A 20,801-nucleotide genomic window follows, 5' to 3' on the forward strand; every position below is an offset into this window, starting at 1 on the left:
GTTCGAAGCACCCTTGACGCTGATGAAAGCAAAGGAGACGGTCGTGAAGAATTTTTACGATATTTTGCAGTATTTGAAGAAGTACGAGATTTACATTCACGTCGGTAAGCGACTTTGGGATATCGAAGTGGCTGCCCTTGAGGTGGACAATCTCTACAAGGCCAAAGTCCTGTCGGATCAAGACTACCAAACGATGAAAGTCATCTTGGCTAAGGAACACCGACAAGAGGTTGAACGGACTGGCGACAACAGTCATTACGATGTGAATGCGTCGCAATCGGCTAGCCATTAGACGATTTTAGAAGGCTTTTTGGGAGTGGTTGATTGCTCAGCAATGCCCAAAAGAAAAGTTTTGTAAACGCTTGCAAAACTTTCGTGTCCTTTGTTAAAATAGACTTGTAACTTATGAAATAGGAGGCGGTTCCCATTTTGCCTTGGCCAATGGGAACCAATTAATCATCATGACAAAAGATAAATTAATTGGTGTTGACCTTGGTGGAACGACCATCAAGTTTGCAATTTTGACTGACCAAGGTGAAGTGCAACAAAAGTGGTCAATTCAAACAAACGTTTTGGGCGATGGCATGCACATCGTGCCAGACATCATTGAATCCATTAACCACCACTTGGACCTGTACCAATTGGACCGTTCACGCGTGATCGGAATTGGAATGGGAACGCCTGGAACGGTTGACCGTGTGAACGGAACCGTTAAGGGTGCCTACAACCTTGGTTGGGCTAAGGAAGAAGCTGTCAAGGAACCAATTCAGGCCGGAACCGGCTTTGAACTCACGATTGACAACGACGCAAACGTCGCTGCCTTGGGTGAAGCCTGGAAGGGTGCCGGAAACAACGATGCCGACGTTTCCTTCATCACGCTTGGAACCGGTGTTGGTGGTGGGCTGGTTGCCAACCACGAATTGATTCATGGTGTGGCCGGTGCCGGTGGTGAAGTTGGCCACATCATCGTGGAACCAAACGGTTACTTGTGTACTTGTGGTAACCACGGTTGCTTGGAACAATACGCTTCGGCAACGGGTGTTGTGCACTTGGCACAGGACTTTGCCGAACAATACGTTGGTGAATCACGTTTGAAGAAGATGATTGATGACGGGGATGAAGTGACGTCAAAGATTATCTTTGACTTGGCCAAGGAAGGGGACTTCCTTGCTAACGAAACGGTTGACAAGTTGGCCTACTACTTGGGTTACGCAGCCGCTACGATTTCAAACATTTTGAACCCATCAGCCATCGTTATCGGTGGTGGGGTTGCCGCAGCCGGTGAATTCTTGCGTGAACGCGTGGAAAAGAACTGGTCAGTCTTCGCCTTCCCAACGGTTCGCACGTCAACGACCGTTAAGTTGGCCGAACTTGGAAACGACGCCGGTGTTATCGGTGCCGCTTCATTGGCAAAGAACAAGTAATTTGAATAATTAATCAAAGAGCAGCCAGCTGGCTGCTCTTTTTTGTCTGCTTAAGCAGTCAGGAAGTTATGGTAAAATAAAAGGGTATTGTGGCGTTATTTTGCCATTGCGGGAAAAGGAGGTCCAAGCATGGAATGGACAACGTTTTTTGAACCATACGAACAGGCTGTTGCCGAGTTGAAAGTCAAGCTCGGTTATTTGACGACTGGTCAGGTCAAAACGGGCACCCGTCCGGTTGAATCCGTGACGGGCCGGGTTAAGTCCCAGGCCTCCATTGAAGAAAAAATCGTCCGTCGGCACCTCCACGAGGATCGTCTGGCTTTGGACTTGCAAGACATTGCTGGCCTGCGCATCATGACCAAGTACATCGATGACATCTACAAGGTGGTTGAGCTGCTGCGTAAGCGGACCGACTTTACCATCTTAGAAGAGCGCGATTACGTGATGAACGCCAAGCCATCCGGTTACCGTTCCTATCACATGGTCATCGAGTACCCGGTTTCGCTCTACTCTGGTGAGACCAAGGTGCTGGCCGAAATTCAGATTCGCACGATGGCGATGAATTTCTGGTCAACCATTGAACACGACCTGAACTATAAGCACGGTGAAATTAAGCCGGAAGTGGCCGAAAAGCTGGCTGAGATTTCCGAGCAGACCTTTGCCTTAGAACAGGAACTGGCCGAAGTAAAGGAAATGGATTAGGGTTTGACTCACGGATTGCGCATCACTCGATGATGCACCCGCCCAGACTCGAACCGCACCAAAGAAAGAAGTTTTATGAAAGTCGCACTCTATCACAATGACCAAGAACGGTCACTGAAAATTGTGAAAGAATTGAAAGCCGAATTGGACCGTCAGGGCATTGAACAAGACGATGCCAACCCGGACCTGGTCATCACGGTCGGAGGGGACGGCACCTTGCTCGGCGCCTTTCACGAATACATCGGTTTGAAGGAAGACCTCCGCTTTGTCGGCCTGCACACCGGCCACCTCGGCTTTTACACCGATTGGCTGGGAAACGAAGTCAAGGAATTGGTTGCCTCCTTGGTCAAGGATTCCGGTGAACGGGTTTCCTATCCGCTGTTGAAGTTGACGACTAAGATGGTCGATGGCACAACGGAGGAGTACCTGGCCCTAAACGAGGCAACGGTTAAGCAGCCGGTTGGAACGCTAGTGGCCGACATTTACTTGGGTGACCACCACTTCGAAGGCTTCCGTGGTGATGGTGTTGCCATCGCCACGCCAACCGGATCGACAGCCTACAACAAGGCCAACGGCGGGGCGGTCCTTCACCCATCCCTTCAGGCTATCCAGATGTCAGAAATTGCCTCAATCAACAACCGGGTCTTCCGTACCCTTGGTTCACCCCTGATTGTGCCCACGGGCCAGAGCATTACGGTCAAGCCAAAGCACCAGTCCTTTTTGATTACCTGCGATCAGCTGGAGATTCTGGCCGAAGACGTTGTGTCGGTCACCTTTGAAGTGGCAGAGCAATCGATTCACTTTGCCTCTTACCGGCACCTCGACTTTTGGCACAGAGTGCAAGAAGCATTTATCGCCGATATCGACCACTAGGTCGACGGCGAGAAATACTTCTTGCACTCGACCGACGACGATTCAAGCGATTGACGAGTCGTTTTCGACAGTCATAATCACTGTCCCATCTACATACCCACCAAATTCCCACCCGAAAGGACGCGAAGACCCAGTGGTCACCGCGAAAATCACGATTACTTATGAAATTTTCTTGGACATATGAAGGCGATGAGGACCGCAAGGTTCGTTCCTTCCTCCAGAGTCATGGCGTTTCCCACCGCATGTTTTCACAGATGAAGCATAACGGCGGTGCCATTTTAGTAAACGATAAGCAGGTCTACACCTCCGACTACCTGAAGAAGGGGGATGTGGCCACGATTATCATGCCGGTTGAGCAGGGGAACGACCTGGTTGTGCCGGACTTTTCACCAATTAAGGTGATTTACGAAGACGAGCACTTCTTGGCCGTCGATAAGCCCTACGGGGTGACGACGGTGCCCGGCCATGCCGACCGCTTGCACACTCTGGTCAACCAGGTGAAGGGCCATCTGATTGACGAGGAGGCCGAGGACTTGGTGCCCCACGTCGTGACCCGCTTGGATCGTGACACGTCCGGTCTGGTTCTGTTGGCTAAGCACCGCTTTGCTCACGCCGTTTTGGACCAGCAGCTCCAGGACCATTCGGTTGAAAAGTTCTACACGGCCTACGTTTCAGGCATTCTGCCTGACGACCATGGCATCATTGAAGCGCCAATTGGCCGCCTCGAAGGGGACTTTATCAAGCGGACGGTCACTGAAGACGGAAAGGCATCGAAGACCGAGTACTGGGTCGAAAAGCGCTACGAGCAGGATGCTGAACACCCCATGACCCGTGTCAAAGTCCAGCTGCACACCGGCCGGACCCACCAGATTCGCGTCCACTTCAAGCACATTGGCTTTCCGCTGGTGGGTGATGACCTCTACGGTGGTCCACTCTGGTACGGCTTGAAGCGCCAGGCCTTACACGCCTATCAAATGTCCTTTTACGACCCCTTTGCAGAAATAACACGGCACCTGCAAACGGATCTGCCAGAGGACCTCACGGCCCTAAAAGATATCGAAGAAAATTAAGCATTTAGACGGATTAGAGCGGGCACAGCCCCTCGAAAGGAAGACAGCAAGAATGGCACTTGATAATGAACAACAGTTAGCAGAAACTGTTCATGAGTTAGCAAACCTGATTACCACTGGTCAAGACGATCTCTTTATGAACCGCTTCACGGCCCTGCACGACTTTGAAAAGGGGCAGGTCTACGCGGCTCTGCCTGAAAACATTCGCGAAGTGGCCTGGCGGATCATGGACGACGAGACCTTGGCCACGATTTTTGACAACTTGGAAATCGATCCCGAAGAAATCGTCGCCCTCCTAGAAGAGATGCCAGAGCAGAAGGGGGCCGACATCCTGGTGGCCATGTTTGCCGATAACGAGGCTGACCTGCTCCAAGCTATGCCCGCTAAAAAAGTCGCCAATTACCTGGCCCTGATGCCCGCTGACGAAGTCAAGGAAATCAAGCAGCTGATCAACTACGAGGACGATACGGCTGGTTCCTTGATGGCCACCGAATACCTGGCCGTGAAGCGCTCTGAAAAAGTCAAGGACGTTCTCCGCCAGGTAAAAAAGCAGGCTGAAGAAGCCGAATCCATCATCTACGTCTACGTCATTGATGACGAGAACCATCTGATTGGGGTTGTCTCATTGCGTGACCTCTTGACCCACCCGGACGACATGGCCATCGATTCGATCACCAATACCCGTGTCATCTCCGTTTCGGCCGATAGCGACCAGCAGGACGTGGCCCAGGTCGTGGCCGATTATAACTTCTTCTCCATTCCCGTCATCGATGCTGACAAGCACTTGCTTGGTATCATCACAGTCGACGACATCGTTGACGTCATCGACGAAGAAGCGGTCGAAGACTACTCCGGCCTTGCCGCCGTCGATGTCTCCGACACGGACGACTCCGCCTGGCATTCCGCCATTAAGCGGATTCCATGGTTACTAACACTGTTGGTCCTTGGGCTGGCCTCAACGGCCTTAATCGGCATGTTTGAACACACCATCCGCCAAGCACCTATCCTCGCCGCCTTCATCACCATCATCGCCGGAACGGCAGGTAACGCCGGTACCCAGTCCTTGGCTCTGGCCATCCGCCACTTCGGCAACGGCTCCGACCAATCCGGTTGGAAGAACCTCATTTCCGAGTTCATCTCGGCCCTTGTTCTTTCTATCATCGGTGGGGCCGTCCTCGCCCTCGTCACCATGCTCTGGCAAGGCAACGACGGCCTGGCCCTTGCAGTCGGCCTCTCCCTGGCTTTGTCAATCTTGGCCTCATCACTCTTGGCCCACCTTGTCCCAGCCCTCCTAAACCGCCTCAACATCGACCCAGCCGTCATCAACGGTCCCCTGGTCGCCACGGTCTGTGACTGGGCTTCAATTTTGATCTACTTCAGCATTGCAACAGCCATGCTGAGTGGGTTTGTGGGGAAGTAGGAATTTTAATTCCAAAATAATTTAGACGATTGAAGTCAGTATTCATTTGTATAACTATTTGAAATCAATATTGATGTTTTGATCATTTTATATACTTAATATGCAGAAAACATTTAGAAAATTATACACAAACATGATGAATCGTATTCATCGTGGAAATCAAAAATTACAGTTATACGCATTAACTGTAATTTTATTTTTGGATAAAAACGGTGGTGGCCTATTGGAAAGAATTTAATGGCTTGCACACGAGTAGTATCCTTCAATACGTGATTCTCATTATCACACCCTTAAGCTTCTTATTGATTTATTTCGCAATTCCGCTATTTGTGAAAAGAAGAAGCTTTTATTATGGAACATTGATCATTAGTCAGGTGTTCTTATCACTCTTTTTCTATGCCTTTATTTTGTATTTCCGGAGCTTTTCGGATTTTCTAACGATTAATACGATGCTGCATTCCTCGATTAGTGGACAGCAGGGGGAATTAGCGCAGGCAATTATTTTTACAAAGCATGATATCATGTATTTTTTTGATTTTTTTGCTTTGATTGCGACCATTTCGGTCATTCGTCATGATCAAAATTATGCAGTAAGATGGCCCAGAGTTTTGAAATTTATCGCAGTCGGATTTGCCTTATTGATTTTCAACTTTACCATTTCCTTTTTTCATGATTCAGAAGCGTATGGAAAGTCCTTTAATCGAGAGTATGTTGTTCGGAATAATGGTCTTTTCCCTTTTTTGGCTGTTGGTGGCTATAATGCGCGTCAATTAAACGAAAAGCGTCGAAATGCTAGTGCTCAAGACATTAAAACGGTCGAGCAATTCGTTAAGAATAACCAAACGGATTTGAATATGTCTTACTATGGTAAGGCGAACGGTAAAAACCTTATTGTAATTCACCTGGAATCGTTACAGATGTCTTCGATTGATTTAAAGGTGAATGGCCAAGAGGTGACGCCATTCTTGAATTCGCTCTTTCATAGTAACAGCTCACTGTCTTTTGATAATTTTTACAATGAGGTGGGGCAGGGAAGGACATCTGATGCAGAAAACCTGATTGATACCTCGACCTTTGGTTTGTCACAGGGATCGCTTTTTAATCAGTTGGGTTCTAGCCAAGTATTTCAAGCATTGCCAGGAATTTTGCAGCAGCAAGCCGGCTATTAATCGGCTGTTTTTCACGCTAATAATCCACTCTTTTATAACCGATCAAACGTTTATAAGAATATGGGGTATCAGAACTTTATTTCTTCTGACTACTTCGATAACTCTAAGAAAAATCTTGCTACGTATGGTTTGAAGGATAAGCTGCTCTTTAAAGAATCTGTTCCTTATTTGGAACGATTAGAGCGGCCATTCTATGCCAAGTATCTAACTGTTACGAACCATGTTCCCTATACGTTGGATAAAGTTGATCAAGACGCTAACTTTAAAACTTCTAATTCTGGTAGCAAAGTCGTTGATAATTACTTTATAACCAACCATTATTTGGATCAGTCAGTACAGGAATTCTTTACGTATCTCAAAACGTCTGGATTATACGATAATACGATGGTTGTTCTTTATGGTGATCATTACGGTATTTCTAGCACGGACTATAAATCCCTGGCTGCAGCCACTGGGAAAAAGAGTTCTTCTTGGACGGACTTAGATAGTCAAAACGTTCAGAAGGTTCCGTTAATCATCCATATTCCTGGAATGACTGATGGTGGTGTTAATCATACCTATGGTGGTGAAATTGATGTGTTACCAACAATTGAGCACCTAATGGGGATTTCAACCAGTAAGTACCTTCAGCTGGGTCAAGATTTGTTATCACAAAATCGTTCCCAATTGGTTGTCATGAGAAATGGTGATTGGGTGTCACCAACACTCGCTTCCATTTCTAAGAAAATCTGGGATGTACAGATAAAAAAAGAAATTAAGAATCTAACCGATGTACAGAAAAAACAAGTAACTGCTAATTCGAAGGCGGCAGAACAGAAACTAAACGTTTCTGATGAAATGAACGAACGAAATCTTTTACGCTTTTACCAAAATGGATTCGTCAAGAATAAGATTAGTTCTTCGGATTATTCAGTTAAAAAGACTGTCAATCGATTGAAAACATCTTCGAACAATAAGAACTCAACTTCGCTCTTTGCAAAGAACGATAAAAAAAGTACTTATTCAGATTACACGACTGATGCGCCAGAAATAAAGACGTATCAATTTAAGAACTTGTTTAAGTAAACTGAGTAAGTTTATATTTTTAATTCGAAGTAATGCATACCAAAATGAAAGTTCTTTTGATATTTATCGTGAAAATTTTGTTATGGTTGTTTGTATTCTTGATTTGTAACATTTACTTGCTTAGTAATTTTTATGAAGTTTTGTTCTATGATAAGCAATGATATTTTGAATAAATTTTAAGAAGATGATAACTTTTTGCTATAGCACAATTGTCATCTTTTTTTTAGTTAGTAATTAATGTATATTTATGTTGGATGGTTTCGTCTTTTTTAATTTAATAAAGGAGAAAATAAATATGAAAAAAGTATTAATTGCTATTGGCACATTGATTGTAGCAGGATTAATAGCTTGGGGAGCATTTTCTTTGGGCGTTAAAAACACTAGCAGTCAAAATAACTCTTCGAACCAATCGGTTAAAAAAAGTCAAAAAATGACCTCTTCTACCACGAGTATGACGGGAGCTTCAGTGACAAGTAGTTCATCTCAAAAACATACGGCATTTGGTGGTCAAGGAGCAGCAGAGCCTACGACTCCTTCTTCTGAATCAGTAGCCGATGCAACGTCACAGCTACGAAATGCAGGTTTTCCGGTTGATCAGTGGGCACCTTCAGACATTCAAAAGATTGTGTCAGATGCCAGTCAACAAGGGATTTCTGTTGTCGATTATGCTAAGCAGAATTTTCATCAATAAGGAATAAAAAATGAATTTTAAAAATACTTTATTAGCGTTGGCAGCTGCTTCGGTTTTTGGAATAACTGCTAACCAAATTAATGTTCAGCGTGTTGTAGCTGATGGTGTTCCGTACGTTACTGCCGGACAATCAGGGCTACCCGCTATGGATGTTGTTGACATCGCTTCTTATCAGGGAAATCTTTCAGTTGATGACTTTAACAAGATGAAGGCAGCTGGTATTAAAGGTGTCATTGTAAAGTTAACCGAGTCGACGGATTATACAAATCCATATGCACGAACTCAAGTGGATAACGCTCGCGCTGCTGGAATGAAGGTCTCAGCTTATCATTTTGCACGTTTCCACGATGAAAACGGTGCACGTGCAGAGGCTGATTATTTTGCTAATGTAGCATACAGCCTTGGTTTTTCTTCGTCTGATTTGATGGTTGATGATGTTGAAGATAATACTTTGATTAAAGATAATGTTTCAAATAATGCCCGGGTATTTAATGACCAATTACACGCTCGTGGATTTTCTGATACTGCCCTTTATACTTATTCTACATACAATATGGATCGGTCTTTTATGTCTAATGACCATATTTGGATGGCTTCTTATCCATATGAACCTTCGAGTGATCATCTGTGGAACACACAGTATGGCATGTGGCAGTGGACTTCAAACGCTCATGTGAACGGTGTTTCCGGAACCTTTGACATGTCTGTTGACTACACTGGGTTAGCTTCTCGAGACTCTGGTTACCGTTATGTACCGGAAGCTGGTGGCTGGCGTTGGGTTGAAGATGGTAAAATGTTTACCGGATTTAAGTACTACATGGGTACTTACTACTGGTTTGAAAATGGTGTTCGCTCTGATAAGGCCTGGCATGAAGCATGGGGACACATGTACTATACCGGGGCAGATGGACGGGCGGTCCAGGGGGTTCAGAATATCAATGGCCAGAATTTTGATTTTGGTTCAGATGGTACATTCTACATGAGATCATCTGGTTACCTGTATGATGGTTCATCACAGAACGGTGGTTATCGCTGGTATGAAAATGGCCAACTGTATACTGGCTTCCGCTACTATATGGGCACGTATTATTGGTTTGTTGACGGGGTCCGTCAAAATGCCGGTTGGCGTGAGGCCTGGGGTATGAAATATTATACCGATGACAACGGACGTGCGGTCCAGGGGACTCAAAAAATTGATGGAACCTACTATTACTTTGGCGATGATGGTACTTATTATGAACGTGGTGGTTACCTATTTGATGGTTCCTCACAAAATGGTGGCTATCGCTGGTATGAGAATGGTCAGTTATTCACTGGATTCCGCTACTACATGGGCACCTATTATTGGTTTGTAGATGGTGTTCGTCAAAATGCCGGTTGGCGCGAAGCATGGGGAATGAAGTACTATACTGATCAAGATGGTCGAGCGGTACAAGGTATTCAAACGATTAACGGTCAAACATATAACTTCGGTAATGATGGAACGTATTACTTACGTTAATCCTAAGCCACTACGGAAGTAGTGGCTTTTTTATTAGAAAAGATGAGGAAAATCATGCGTGTTAAGATGTACAAGAGTGGTAAAAATTGGGTCCTTGCTGCTTCGATGATTCTTGCAGCTTCTATGGCAATAGGCCTAGATCAGTCTCAAAATCTTGTTTCAGCTAATGAAACTGAAACAAGCACGACCATAACGGATGGGCTAGTAAAAAATGCCAATGGGCAAGGCTATCAATATATGGTTAGTGGACAAGCTGACAAAAACGCTTGGCATGATGGCTATTATTTTGATTCTAATGGTCAGGCAGTTAACGGCTGGCAAGATAACATCAATGGTCATGCTTACTTATTTGATAATTATCAAGTTGTAAAAAGCACGGAACAAACTGTCAATGGTAAGCGTTATCAATTTGATGGAAATGGTATTGCGGCCGTTATGAATGGCTTAATCAAGCTTTCTGATGCGGATGGCTATGCTTATTATAACGATGGTGTACGTGCTACTAATCAATTTGTTACAGTGGATAACAATACCTACTACTTTGGCCAATACGGACAATCTTATAATGGTTTACAGACAATTGGACAAGATGAATACTATTTTGGCGATAACTTTATTCTTCAAAAATCAAATAGTAATTTGATTATTAATAACGTTCCGTATTCCGTTGACGATAGTGGAAAGCTCACTGCTAAAAACGGTATTCTTTGGGGATTTGGTGATTCGACCACAGTTGGTTGGAACCCCTACAATGATGGTTCTCAATCTTATGATGTATATGCAGCACAAGACTTGCAAAAACTTTATAAAAATAAGACAGCCTATTCTGGTACACAAATTGGAAAGGACATGGTATGGATGACGGATCAACTAACGTCCGATCCTTCTTTTACCAAGGCAACTGAAATCGTCATCGCTCTTGGCGTGAATGATGTGAACTATGGTGGTGGTAAAAATTTGAACACGATTGCTCAAATTTACCAAGATAGCATTCGTCGAATTCACGAAGCTAATCCAAACGTTAAAATTTTCCTTCTTTTGCCACAGGGGGATTTTGCAAATGGCATGAATAATGATGCTATTGGGAATGATGGTTTTTCAATCAACCAATTAAAGAGTGTCTTAACACAAATCGGGCATGACCTAGGTGTTACGGTAATTGATGCTGGTGTTGTGACAGATGCTAACCATGCTGAAACAATTCCGGATGGCGTGCACCCAACAAATGACACCTACAAGCTAATTGGGCAAAAAATTGCTTCAACGATTAGCCAAACAAATAGCCAGAATTATCAGGCAAATTACCAAAACTATGATTTGGGTAATGTGAGTGGATACGTCAATACCTTATCTGGTTGGCGCTGGTTAGAAAATGGCTATGTTTATACTGGTTTCCGTTATTATATGGGAACCTACTATTGGTTTGTTCGCGGTGTCCGTCAGGACTCTGGCTGGCGAGAAGCTTGGGGACATCTTTACTATACTGATGATAATGGACGTGCTGTCCAGGGGATTGTTAATATCAATGGTCAAAACTTTGATTTCGGTAATGATGGGACCTATTATATGCGTTCTTCGGGTTATCTTTACGATGGTTCGAACGCTAATGGCGGCTATCGTTGGTATGAGAACGGTCAGCTTTTTACTGGCTTCCGTTACTACATGGGAACATATTACTGGTTCGTTGATGGTGTCCGCCAAAACGCTGGATGGCGTTCTGCTTGGGGTATGACGTACTATACAGATGACACAGGCCGTGCCCTTCAAGGTATCCAAATCATTGACGGGAAAGTTTACAACTTTGGTGATGATGGCACCTATTATGAGCGACCTGTTTCCGGTTATATCTGGGATGGATCAAGTCAAAACGGCGGATACCGTTGGTATGAAAATGGCCAGCTGTTTACTGGCTTCCGCTTCTACATGGGGACCTACTATTGGTTTGTTGACGGCGTCCGTCAAAATGCCGGTTGGCGTCATGCATGGGGTTATACTTATTGGACAGATAATAATGGTCGGGCTGTTCAGGGAGACCAAATGATTGATGGCCATCATTATTATTTTGGTAATGATGGGACATTTTACTTACGTTAATTGAAAGAGTCGCAGTATTCTTGGATACTACGGCTTTTTATTTAGAAATTATTCTTTTAAATTTGTTATACTTTTCTTTGTTAATTAGGAATTCTAGGGAGATGGAAATATAATGCGGAATAAATTACTAGATAGTAGCATGCCATTAATTGTTTTTATTATCAGTATAATAACATTAGGTAGCCTCTATATCAGCAATGTCGGAGCTAAGACCCTTGGCGACAATGCAATGCACTTATATAATACTTATACAGTTGCAACAGGCTACCTACATCGAGAGTTTAAGAAAAGTTACTTTGAAAATAATGTAAAAGAAATGGTATTTCATGGCCATGAAAACTACATAACTTTAGATGGTGGGGATTTAGATTATGCTTCTCGAGTCATTTCTCCCTTTGAAAAAGATAGTAACATTGTAAAGCAAAAGGATGCTGAACAGCATACTTCTACAAAGTTAGTCGAGGGGTTGTCTCGAACACAGTACTCGCCGGTAAATTGGGCGGCACCCGCTATAGGACTCCGTATCGGGCTATCGATGCATCTTGAACCCTATTCAAGTTGGCAGTTGGCAAGGATAAGTAATCTGATTGTCTATAGTATTATTTTTGTTGTTGCAATTATTATTATGCCAAAGGCAAAGTGGATCATTGTTGCAACTGGTATTTTCCCGTTGTCCGTATTCCTTGCTTCTTCAGTTGCAGGCGATGCAATTAACATTGCTTTTTCTGCACTATTCATCGCAGTGGTTATGCATTATATTTTTGCTGCTAATGGTTCAAATCGGGTCATTAACTTTAAAGAAAAAATATTATTTGCTTGTTTAATATTGCTAATGTTTAACCTGAAGATTGCCTATGTTCCTGAAATCATTATTTTATTTTTAATTCCTAATAATTTCTTTAATTTAATAAATAAATTAAGAGTAATCGTAACCAGCAGTTTAATTGGAGTATTAAGTAGTGTACTGTGGTCAAAACTGTTTGGTACCGTTCTTCTTGGATTCACTGATCTTTCAGCAAATATGCATGTTGTAAAAGCACATTTCGTTCAGGCTGTTTTTTCAGTGTTGGCGTTTACGTGGAATATTCCATTACTCATGCTACGTGGGTTAGGCCATGATAATGCTTCATCCACAATCGAATCTACGCTAATGATATTTGTTATTCTGTTGATTGTACTTTCTATCACCATGAATTATAGTTATTACAGTGCAATGAACCATGAATCGTTCGCGATTAAAATTCGAAGTTATTTTCCAATCCTTATGTTTGTATTTGCTTGTTTAGGTTCACTCTTTCTAACTAACTTTGCCCTATTAACCACTTGGACAAAATTATATGAGGGTGGAATAGGACAAACGTTTGATATGACTAATATACAAGGATTCCAGGCACGTTATCTTTTGCCATTAATACCTTTAATTTCGTTATTTTTTGTACGAGTAGAAGGAAAAGAAAAGATTTGTTAAAAGTATAATTTTTAATTGATGGAGAAAACAGTATGAAACGTCGCTATTACTATATGGATCTATTGAATATCTTATCAACGTTTGCGGTTGTAATGTTGCATTCATCTAGTTTTGCATTTTCGAATGCAGCTGGTTGGCATTGGGATTTGGCTGTAACTCTACAAGTCCTATTTATTTTTGCTGTTCCGATATTCTTTATGATTTCTGGTGCGAATATTTTAGATTATCGAACTCGAGAAACTACGTCAGTCTTTTTTAGGAAACGACTGAAACGGATTGCGGTGCCATTTTTAATGTGGTCGATTGTGTGGTTTTTATATTTTAATCACTATGATTGGCACTACTCGTTATTAAAGTTAAATACCTATAATATTTTCATTGATAAATTCTTACACGGAAATGTTCAACCAATTTTTTGGTTTTTTTACGTTATTATTGGCTTTTATTTATCAGCGCCTGTGTTAACGAGAATTTTTAATGTTGATAATAAAAGAACAATAGAATATCTTATTTTACTAAACGTAATTATTGTTGCCTTAATTGGATATTATTATCAGCTGCGTCAACAACCAGCTCTTGCTTTTGAAAGTGCATTAAGCATTGGCAGTGCAGGATCAATTGGTATCTTTTCAGTTGGCTGGTATCTACAACATTTTTCGATTGGAAAGTACAAAAAATATTTATACATATTTGGAATATTTTCCGTAATATGCATGGTAGTGTTAACCATTCATTTATCACATGTTCGTGGCCAATATCAGAGTAACGTGTACAGTATTTGGGGTGTGTTTGGATTAGCTTGGTCAACCACTATCTTTTATGCTTTTAAAGATAAATTTAATGATTGGCAGCCGAGCGAAAAAGTTCAGAGAATTATTAGGGAAATGGCGAGTGCATCACTAGGCGTTTATGTGATTCATTATTTCATGATTGATCATATTGATCGCTATCATTTAATCGCAGTAAATTCTATTAAACATATGATAATCGTGCCTTTTGTAGTATGGGGATGCTCCATCTTAATCACGATTTTAATTAAAAAAATTCCGTTCTTAAGAAGAGCTGTATAGATCGAGAAGCGTACTAGTTGTGCGCTTTTTTTTACTAAATACTTAAAGAAATGTTAATACTATATATTGTAGAATAGTAGGGATAAGCAAAATGAAATGGATTCCGATTTATGCAAGTTGCTAAAAACTATTTATATAATGCGGCCTATCAGCTGTTAAACATTATTGTTCCTATTATTACCTTGCCATATCTGGCTCGTGTTCTTGGAAAAGAAGGGGTTGGAATTGCTTCCTGGACTAATTCATTAGTGACGTATTTCCTTTTAATTGCTTCACTTGGGATTGTTACTTATGGTTCACGAGAAATTGCCTACGTACATGAGGATGAAGCCCTCCGGCAAAAGAAGTTCTGGGAAATTCAAACAATTCACTTCTTTGCGGGACTGGTTGCCATTATCCTATACATTGCCTTTATTTATGGTGGTGGGGCAGTTAACACTCGTATTCACCAAAACGAACTCTTCTTGTGGTATCAAATTTGGGTAATCTTCTCAGGAATCTTTGATATTTCCTGGTACTTCATGGGATTGGAAGACTTCAAAAAGACCGTTCTGCGGAACATGCTGATCAAGTTATTGATGACGGCTTTAATCTTCTGGTTAGTAAAGAAACCTGGAGATGTTGGCGCCTATATTTTGCTTCTTGCGATCTCACAGGTGGTGGGTAATCTTTCGATGTGGTTTTACCTCATTGGTAAGTTTAAGTTACCCAAGCTCTCTTCTTTGGAGTTAAATGTCCATTGGAAACCAGTTTTTTTGATGTTTTTACCAACGATTGCCACCCAGATTTATCTCCAGTTGAATAAGACGATGCTACCCTTTATCACTGGATCGACCGCTTCATCTGGTATTTACGATAATGCCGATAAAATCATTAAGGTTTGTCTGGCCTTGGTTACCTCGGTTGGCATGGTGATGCTTCCTCGAATGTCAGCTCATTTCGCAGCCGGGGAGCATGCCCAGATGAAAAAAGCCATTCACTCATCAATGGACTTCGTTTCTGCAATCGCCATTCCCTTGGCTGCAGGAATAGCAGCCGTCGGCCCGACGGCCATGCTGTGGTTTCTGGGGAAGTCCTGGGGTGAGGTCGGAACGGCATTGGTCCTCTTGACACCCATTATTGTATTCATTGGATGGTCGAATGTCATTGGTAACCAGTTCTTGATTCCAACAAAACGATTAAATGATTATACTTGGTCGGTCACTTTTGGTGCCGTCCTAAATATTTTCCTGAATTTTTTCTTCATTTACCTTTGGGGAGTGGAAGGAGCGGCCATTGCAACTGCACTTTCTGAGCTGGCCGTTATTGGCTATCAACTAGTTGTTACGCGTCGAGACATGACTGTCCACGCACACTTCCATGGAATTTGGCGGTACATACTCGCGGCATTAGTTATGTATGGTGCTGTGACTGTTTATGTTGATAGCCACGGGATTGGTTTTGTTTCGACGGCCATTGAAGCTGTAATTGGCCTGATTGTTTATGGCATCGTGTTGTTATTACTCCGAGCACCAATTCTTAAACAGCTCTTAAAACGCACTTCCTTCCGCTAAGCATTGCTTTCTGGTATAATTAGCGGTTGTGAACAAATAATAAATTATGGAGGATGGGGCAGTGAAAAAGCTCTTGTTCTATCGTCTTCCCAAACGTTTATTAGATATTGTGGTGTCCATCGTTGCCTTGGTGGTTTTCTCACCAATTTTTCTTATAATCGCACTCTGGATTCGTTTGTCAGAGGGGACGTCACATGTCTTCTACAGTCAAGACCGTGTCGGTCAGGGCGGAAAACATTTTAAAATCTATAAATTCCAATCAATGGTCGATAATGCTGATGATATTTTGAGATCTAATAAGGATTTATACGATAAGTTCGTTGCCAACGGTTACAAGTTACCAACCGCTGAAGATCCACGGATTACGAAAATCGGGGCAATTCTTCGAAAGACTTCTCTAGATGAACTACCACAATTTTGGAATACATTGATCGGTAACATGTCCATCATTGGTCCAAGGCCAGTTGTTGAAAAAGAGTTGGTTGAATACGGCGATCAGGAACGGATTAACAAGTTCCTATCAGTTAAGCCCGGCGTCTTTGGCTTGTGGCAAGCTTCGGGACGATCAAACATAGGGTATCCCGAACGGGCTCAGATTGAACTGGGTTATGTTGATGAAGCCAATTTATGGCTTGATTTTAAAATTATGTTTTTGACGGTTATTGCAATATTTAAGGGTGATGGCGCCTTTTAGGTTTGGAGATAGAAATGGAATTTACGTTTATGGATTTAATGAAACGTTTTTGGAAGTATAGTTGGACGATTGTATTAGCAATGGTTGTTTTTGCAGCAGCAGGCTTAACTTATGCCAAATCAGCAAAAACGATTACCAATTATTCGGCAACTCGCTTAGTTTTGGTGGCTAAGAACAATACAGGTGTTAAGGATCCTAATTCGAGGTTTTCAGCTGATAAGTCTCTTCTAGCGACTTATCAGAAACTTGGACAAGATGATTCAATTGTTTCAGAAGTACAGAATGAATTACCTTATAAATTAACTAAGCAAGAAATTATTTCTGCCATTACAATTGATAGCCCATCAGACACATTGATGTTATCATTTAAGGCAATGGGGTCTACACCTTATAAAGCTAAGACTTTAGCAAATGTTTATGCTGATGTCTTTTCTACTCAAGCTCCGAAGCTCTACCCTGATATGCAAGCGCCTGAACTCTTGGCGAAAGCTTCAGGATCAGATGTTACACGCTCAGGAATGAAATCAACCAAGAAGTTGACCGTATTTGGAGCAATTGCCGGTATGGTTGTTTCGATGTTTATCATTCTATTAACTGGAATTCGTCGTAATTATCTATTAGCAAAGAAACAAGGATAATTTAGCAATATGGTAAACTTTCTTCTTCCAATTACATTCTTTTCAAAGAACTATAGTAACTCGGTAGCAGAAACAAGTGCGATGATTGCTTTTCCGTTATTTGTTATTTTTATTCTTGTTCAATTATTTCGTTATCCTAGCCGGTTAAAGTCAATTTTGCCTTCAAAAGCGGCATTGACATTGACTGGCTTTTTCTGGGTAATGCAGATTGGTTCAATGCTCGTGTCATACAGCATAACTGGTGAAACCATTTTAACAATGGGAATTATTCATTCGGGTATTATTTTATTTACTTGGACGCTTACTGTATATGTTGCTTGGGCAACAATTCAATTGAGTATTAATAGCGAACGAGACGAACGCCAATTTATAAAATCAGGATTAGTAGCTTTAGGTATTTACTTAGTAGTTGTTATCCTTCCACAAATTTTTGTAACCTTAAACATCGGTCATCTGAATTCATATGTTAATCATCTTGCCAAATTATTTGAACGACATTGGCAGATGCATGGCCCCAATTATGACTTTTATCGAAATGGCTCATACGTAACTAGTGAGCACCGAGTGAATGGATTTGAACCTGAAGCAGCCTTTTTAGCTAATTTGGTTGGTGTTGCTTACCTTCCTCTTTTGATTGGTTTAACGGCCGCAAAATCCAAAATTTGGGGTCATACTAGAAGGACTAGTAGTGACATCTTCTTGAATTCTGTTTTCGCTATCAGTATATTCGGAGTATTGTTACTAGCAAAGACGACTACAGGGATTTTAACTGCCTGTATTGCCTATCTTTTATGGATTTTTTGGTCGAAAGGAAAGGGCCGTTGGTCACTCATTTTCCTTGCGGCATTCGGAATTTTAATGATTGTGTTTGCTTACTTTAAGGTAGGAGTAATTCATAATTTGTTGAACCAATTCCTTTTTGCAAAAGGGGGGACAGATAACCGATTAGGTGGAACGATTGGATTATTGTTAACCTTCTTGACCCATCCAATTTTCGGTGTCGGCTATGGTTTCACGTCCTACTTCATCATTAAAAACGTCCCCGAATCAACAACCCATAACTTTGAATTTCAACACGTCTATTCACAGTTTGGCTATCCGAACCTTTCGGACTTGCTCGGTTGGTTTGCATCCTTTGGCCTCGTCATTATGATTCCTGCTATTTGGCTGCTCTGCCGATTGGTTGCAAGAAGTTATCTGGTAAAGTACCGTGTACAGATGTCTCATCTCAGTGATGACTCTAAGAGATGGAACCAAGCGATGATGATTGCTTTTATCACCATGATTATTCTTGCAGCCTTCTCTTCCATCTTTGTTATTCAGGTCTTCTTATGGCCTTACTTACTCATGTTTTTCTTTTATCGCAAACACATCATGCGTCTTGAACAGGAGCTCCAACCATGACCGTTTACGTTGCCACACATAAAAAATATGATATTCCGGATGATGGTTGCTATCAGCCAATTATGGTTGGTTCAACACTCAGAGATGAGGTGCCTGAAAATTATCTTCGTGATGATCAAGGGGATAATATTTCGGGAAAGAATCCCAACTATAATGAGCTGACAGCCATCTACTGGGCCTGGAAGCATGCCAATTCAAATGTGATTGGTCTGATGCACTACCGGCGTTTCCTTGGTTCTAAAAAGTCACACGATACACGCGACCGTTTAACGAAGGCACAGATGGAATATCTACTGCGAGACCATGATGTCATTTTGCCCAAGGCTCGCAATTATTTCATCGAAAACCAACGGAATCACTATTTGCACGCTCATGCAAACGAACCATACTTCGTAATGGAAAACGTGATTAAGACGGATTTTCCAGATTTCTATCCCGCTTTTCAGAAGATGGAAAAGTCCACGAAAGCCCATCTCTTCAACATGTTTGTGATGAAGAAGGCGGTCTTTAACGACTACGCAACTTTCCTATTCGGGGTCTTGGATAAAGTCGAAGAGCGGGTTGATTTATCCACACTCGAAGGACAGGATTTGCGGGTCTTTGGTTTTCTATCTGAACGTCTGATGGACACTTGGCTGATGACCCGTGGTTATTCCTATACGGAAGCGCCGGTTGTTTCGCTGGAGAAGACAAATTGGCTTGATAAGGGGACTCAGTTCCTGAAGCGTAAGTTCTTCCCAAATTCAAAGAAAAAGGTACATTTCTAATGGCTAATAAATTTAACACAAAAAATTATGATTACTTGATTGTTGGTGCCGGACCATTCGGTATGACTTTTGCATACGAAGCCGCTAAGCGCGGTAAGCGTTCATTGGTTGTCGAAAAGCGGGCCTTCATCGGTGGAAACACCCACACCCACGTGGAAAACGGGATCACGGTTCACGATTTCGGGGCCCACATCTTCCACACGGACAACAAGATGGTTTGGGATTACGTTCGTCAGTTCGCTGAATTTAACGGTTTCCAAAACCAAGTGATTGCCAACTACAACGGTAAGCTCTTTAACTTGCCATTCAACATGAACACCTTCTACCAAATGTGGGGAACGAAGACCCCTGACGAGGCCAAGGCCAAAATTGAAGAACAAAAGGCTGCCGCTTTGAAGGAATTGGGTGACCGTCAGCCACGTAACTTGGAAGAACAAGCCATTTCATTGATTGGTACGGACATCTACAAGGCCTTGATCAAGGGTTACACGGAAAAGCAGTGGGGTCGCAAGGCAACGGAACTGCCTGCCTTCATCATTAAGCGTTTGCCCGTTCGTTTCATCTACGACAACAACTACTTTAACCACCGTTACCAAGGAATTCCTGTTGGCGGCTACACGCAAATCTTCGAACACATGGTTGAACGTGCCGATGGCTTGATTGATGTCATGACGAACACGGACTTCTTCGAGCACAAGGATGACTTCTTGGCTGAATTCCCTAAGGTTTTGTACACGGGAATGATTGACCAGTTCTTTGATTACAAGCACGGTGAACTGGAATACCGTTCATTGCGTTTTGAATCCGAAACGATTGATTCCGACAACTACCAAGGAAACGCCGTTGTCAATTACACGGATGCCGAAACACCATTCACCCGTCAAATGGAATGGCGTCACTTCGATGGTTTGGCTGACGAAGGGAAGACCATCATCACGCGTGAGTACCCACAAGATTGGGACCGCACAAAGGAAGCTTACTACCCAGTTAACAACGAGAAGAACACGGAATTGTACAAGAAGTACGTCCAAGAAGCTCGTGAAAACGCCCCAGAAGTGATGTTTGGTGGCCGTTTGGGTAAGTACCGTTACTTCGACATGGACCAGGTCTTCAACGACGCCTTGAATACTGTCCGTCAAGAATTCGGTATTGATGATGACTTCAACTTTGCACATGATGAAGTGAAGTAGGATATAAT

19 protein-coding genes are annotated in these 20,801 nt (G+C 42.5%); all 19 read left to right on the top strand.

The annotated features are described in order from the left end of the window. The first annotated feature begins 43 nt into the window (after nt 1–43). The gene (locus G6R28_RS00770; protein WP_213792340.1) at nt 44–292 is read left to right on the top strand and encodes a YqgQ family protein; all 249 of its coding nucleotides are present in this window, start codon (nt 44–46) and stop codon (nt 290–292) included. 169 nt (nt 293–461) lie between these two features. After that, nucleotides 462–1,424, top strand: a complete 963-nt coding sequence (locus G6R28_RS00775; RefSeq protein WP_213792341.1) for an ROK family glucokinase — start codon at nt 462–464, stop codon at nt 1,422–1,424. A gap of 129 nt (nt 1,425–1,553) precedes the next feature. After that, nucleotides 1,554–2,126 (top strand): GTP pyrophosphokinase, encoded by a 573-nt coding sequence (locus G6R28_RS00780; protein WP_213792342.1) that lies wholly within the window; start codon nt 1,554–1,556, stop codon nt 2,124–2,126. Nucleotides 2,127–2,201: 75 nt separating this feature from the next. Next, nucleotides 2,202–2,999, top strand: a complete 798-nt coding sequence (locus tag G6R28_RS00785) for an NAD kinase (protein WP_213792343.1) — start codon at nt 2,202–2,204, stop codon at nt 2,997–2,999. A 161-nt stretch (nt 3,000–3,160) separates the two neighbouring features. Then, the gene (locus G6R28_RS00790; protein WP_213792344.1) at nt 3,161–4,069 is read left to right on the top strand and encodes an RluA family pseudouridine synthase; all 909 of its coding nucleotides are present in this window, start codon (nt 3,161–3,163) and stop codon (nt 4,067–4,069) included. Between the two features lie 52 nt (nt 4,070–4,121). Continuing rightward, nucleotides 4,122–5,489 carry a magnesium transporter gene (gene mgtE, locus G6R28_RS00795; RefSeq protein WP_213792345.1) on the top strand — a complete coding sequence of 456 codons (1,368 nt, stop codon included), beginning with the start codon at nt 4,122–4,124 and terminating at the stop codon, nt 5,487–5,489. A gap of 215 nt (nt 5,490–5,704) precedes the next feature. Next, nucleotides 5,705–6,658, top strand: coding sequence for an LTA synthase family protein (locus G6R28_RS00800; protein ID WP_213792346.1), 954 nt, complete (start codon nt 5,705–5,707; stop codon nt 6,656–6,658). A 60-nt stretch (nt 6,659–6,718) separates the two neighbouring features. Beyond that, nucleotides 6,719–7,723 (top strand): LTA synthase family protein, encoded by a 1,005-nt coding sequence (locus tag G6R28_RS00805; protein ID WP_213792347.1) that lies wholly within the window; start codon nt 6,719–6,721, stop codon nt 7,721–7,723. 295 nt (nt 7,724–8,018) lie between these two features. Next, nucleotides 8,019–8,414, top strand: coding sequence for a hypothetical protein (locus G6R28_RS00810; RefSeq protein WP_213792348.1), 396 nt, complete (start codon nt 8,019–8,021; stop codon nt 8,412–8,414). 10 nt (nt 8,415–8,424) lie between these two features. Then, complete coding sequence (locus tag G6R28_RS00815) at nt 8,425–9,915, top strand: GH25 family lysozyme (RefSeq protein ID WP_213792349.1); 1,491 nt, start codon at nt 8,425–8,427, stop codon at nt 9,913–9,915. Nucleotides 9,916–9,969: 54 nt separating this feature from the next. Then, complete coding sequence (locus tag G6R28_RS00820; RefSeq protein ID WP_213792350.1) at nt 9,970–12,009, top strand: GDSL-type esterase/lipase family protein; 2,040 nt, start codon at nt 9,970–9,972, stop codon at nt 12,007–12,009. Between the two features lie 112 nt (nt 12,010–12,121). Next, nucleotides 12,122–13,477 (top strand): DUF2142 domain-containing protein, encoded by a 1,356-nt coding sequence (locus G6R28_RS00825; protein WP_213792351.1) that lies wholly within the window; start codon nt 12,122–12,124, stop codon nt 13,475–13,477. Nucleotides 13,478–13,509: 32 nt separating this feature from the next. Continuing rightward, the gene (locus G6R28_RS00830; RefSeq protein WP_213792352.1) at nt 13,510–14,547 is read left to right on the top strand and encodes an acyltransferase; all 1,038 of its coding nucleotides are present in this window, start codon (nt 13,510–13,512) and stop codon (nt 14,545–14,547) included. A 110-nt stretch (nt 14,548–14,657) separates the two neighbouring features. Continuing rightward, a complete protein-coding gene (locus tag G6R28_RS00835) occupies nt 14,658–16,100 on the top strand; it encodes a flippase (RefSeq protein ID WP_213792353.1) in 1,443 nt (480 codons plus the stop codon). Nucleotides 16,101–16,161: 61 nt separating this feature from the next. Then, nucleotides 16,162–16,794 (top strand): sugar transferase, encoded by a 633-nt coding sequence (locus tag G6R28_RS00840; RefSeq protein ID WP_213792354.1) that lies wholly within the window; start codon nt 16,162–16,164, stop codon nt 16,792–16,794. Between the two features lie 14 nt (nt 16,795–16,808). Continuing rightward, complete coding sequence (locus G6R28_RS00845) at nt 16,809–17,432, top strand: YveK family protein (RefSeq protein ID WP_213792355.1); 624 nt, start codon at nt 16,809–16,811, stop codon at nt 17,430–17,432. 81 nt (nt 17,433–17,513) lie between these two features. Continuing rightward, entirely contained in the window at nt 17,514–18,836 is a 1,323-nt protein-coding gene (locus G6R28_RS00850) for an O-antigen ligase family protein (RefSeq protein ID WP_238479206.1), read from the top strand. After that, complete coding sequence (locus G6R28_RS00855) at nt 18,833–19,603, top strand: DUF4422 domain-containing protein (protein WP_213792357.1); 771 nt, start codon at nt 18,833–18,835, stop codon at nt 19,601–19,603. The genes G6R28_RS00850 and G6R28_RS00855 overlap by 4 nt, the downstream gene beginning before the upstream one ends. After that, nucleotides 19,603–20,793, top strand: coding sequence for a UDP-galactopyranose mutase (glf, locus tag G6R28_RS00860; RefSeq protein WP_213792358.1), 1,191 nt, complete (start codon nt 19,603–19,605; stop codon nt 20,791–20,793). The genes G6R28_RS00855 and glf overlap by 1 nt, the downstream gene beginning before the upstream one ends. Nucleotides 20,794–20,801 lie beyond the last annotated feature (8 nt).

The organism is Fructobacillus papyrifericola (assembly GCF_018437235.1).
Classification (GTDB): Bacteria; Bacillota; Bacilli; order Lactobacillales; family Lactobacillaceae; genus Fructobacillus; species Fructobacillus papyrifericola.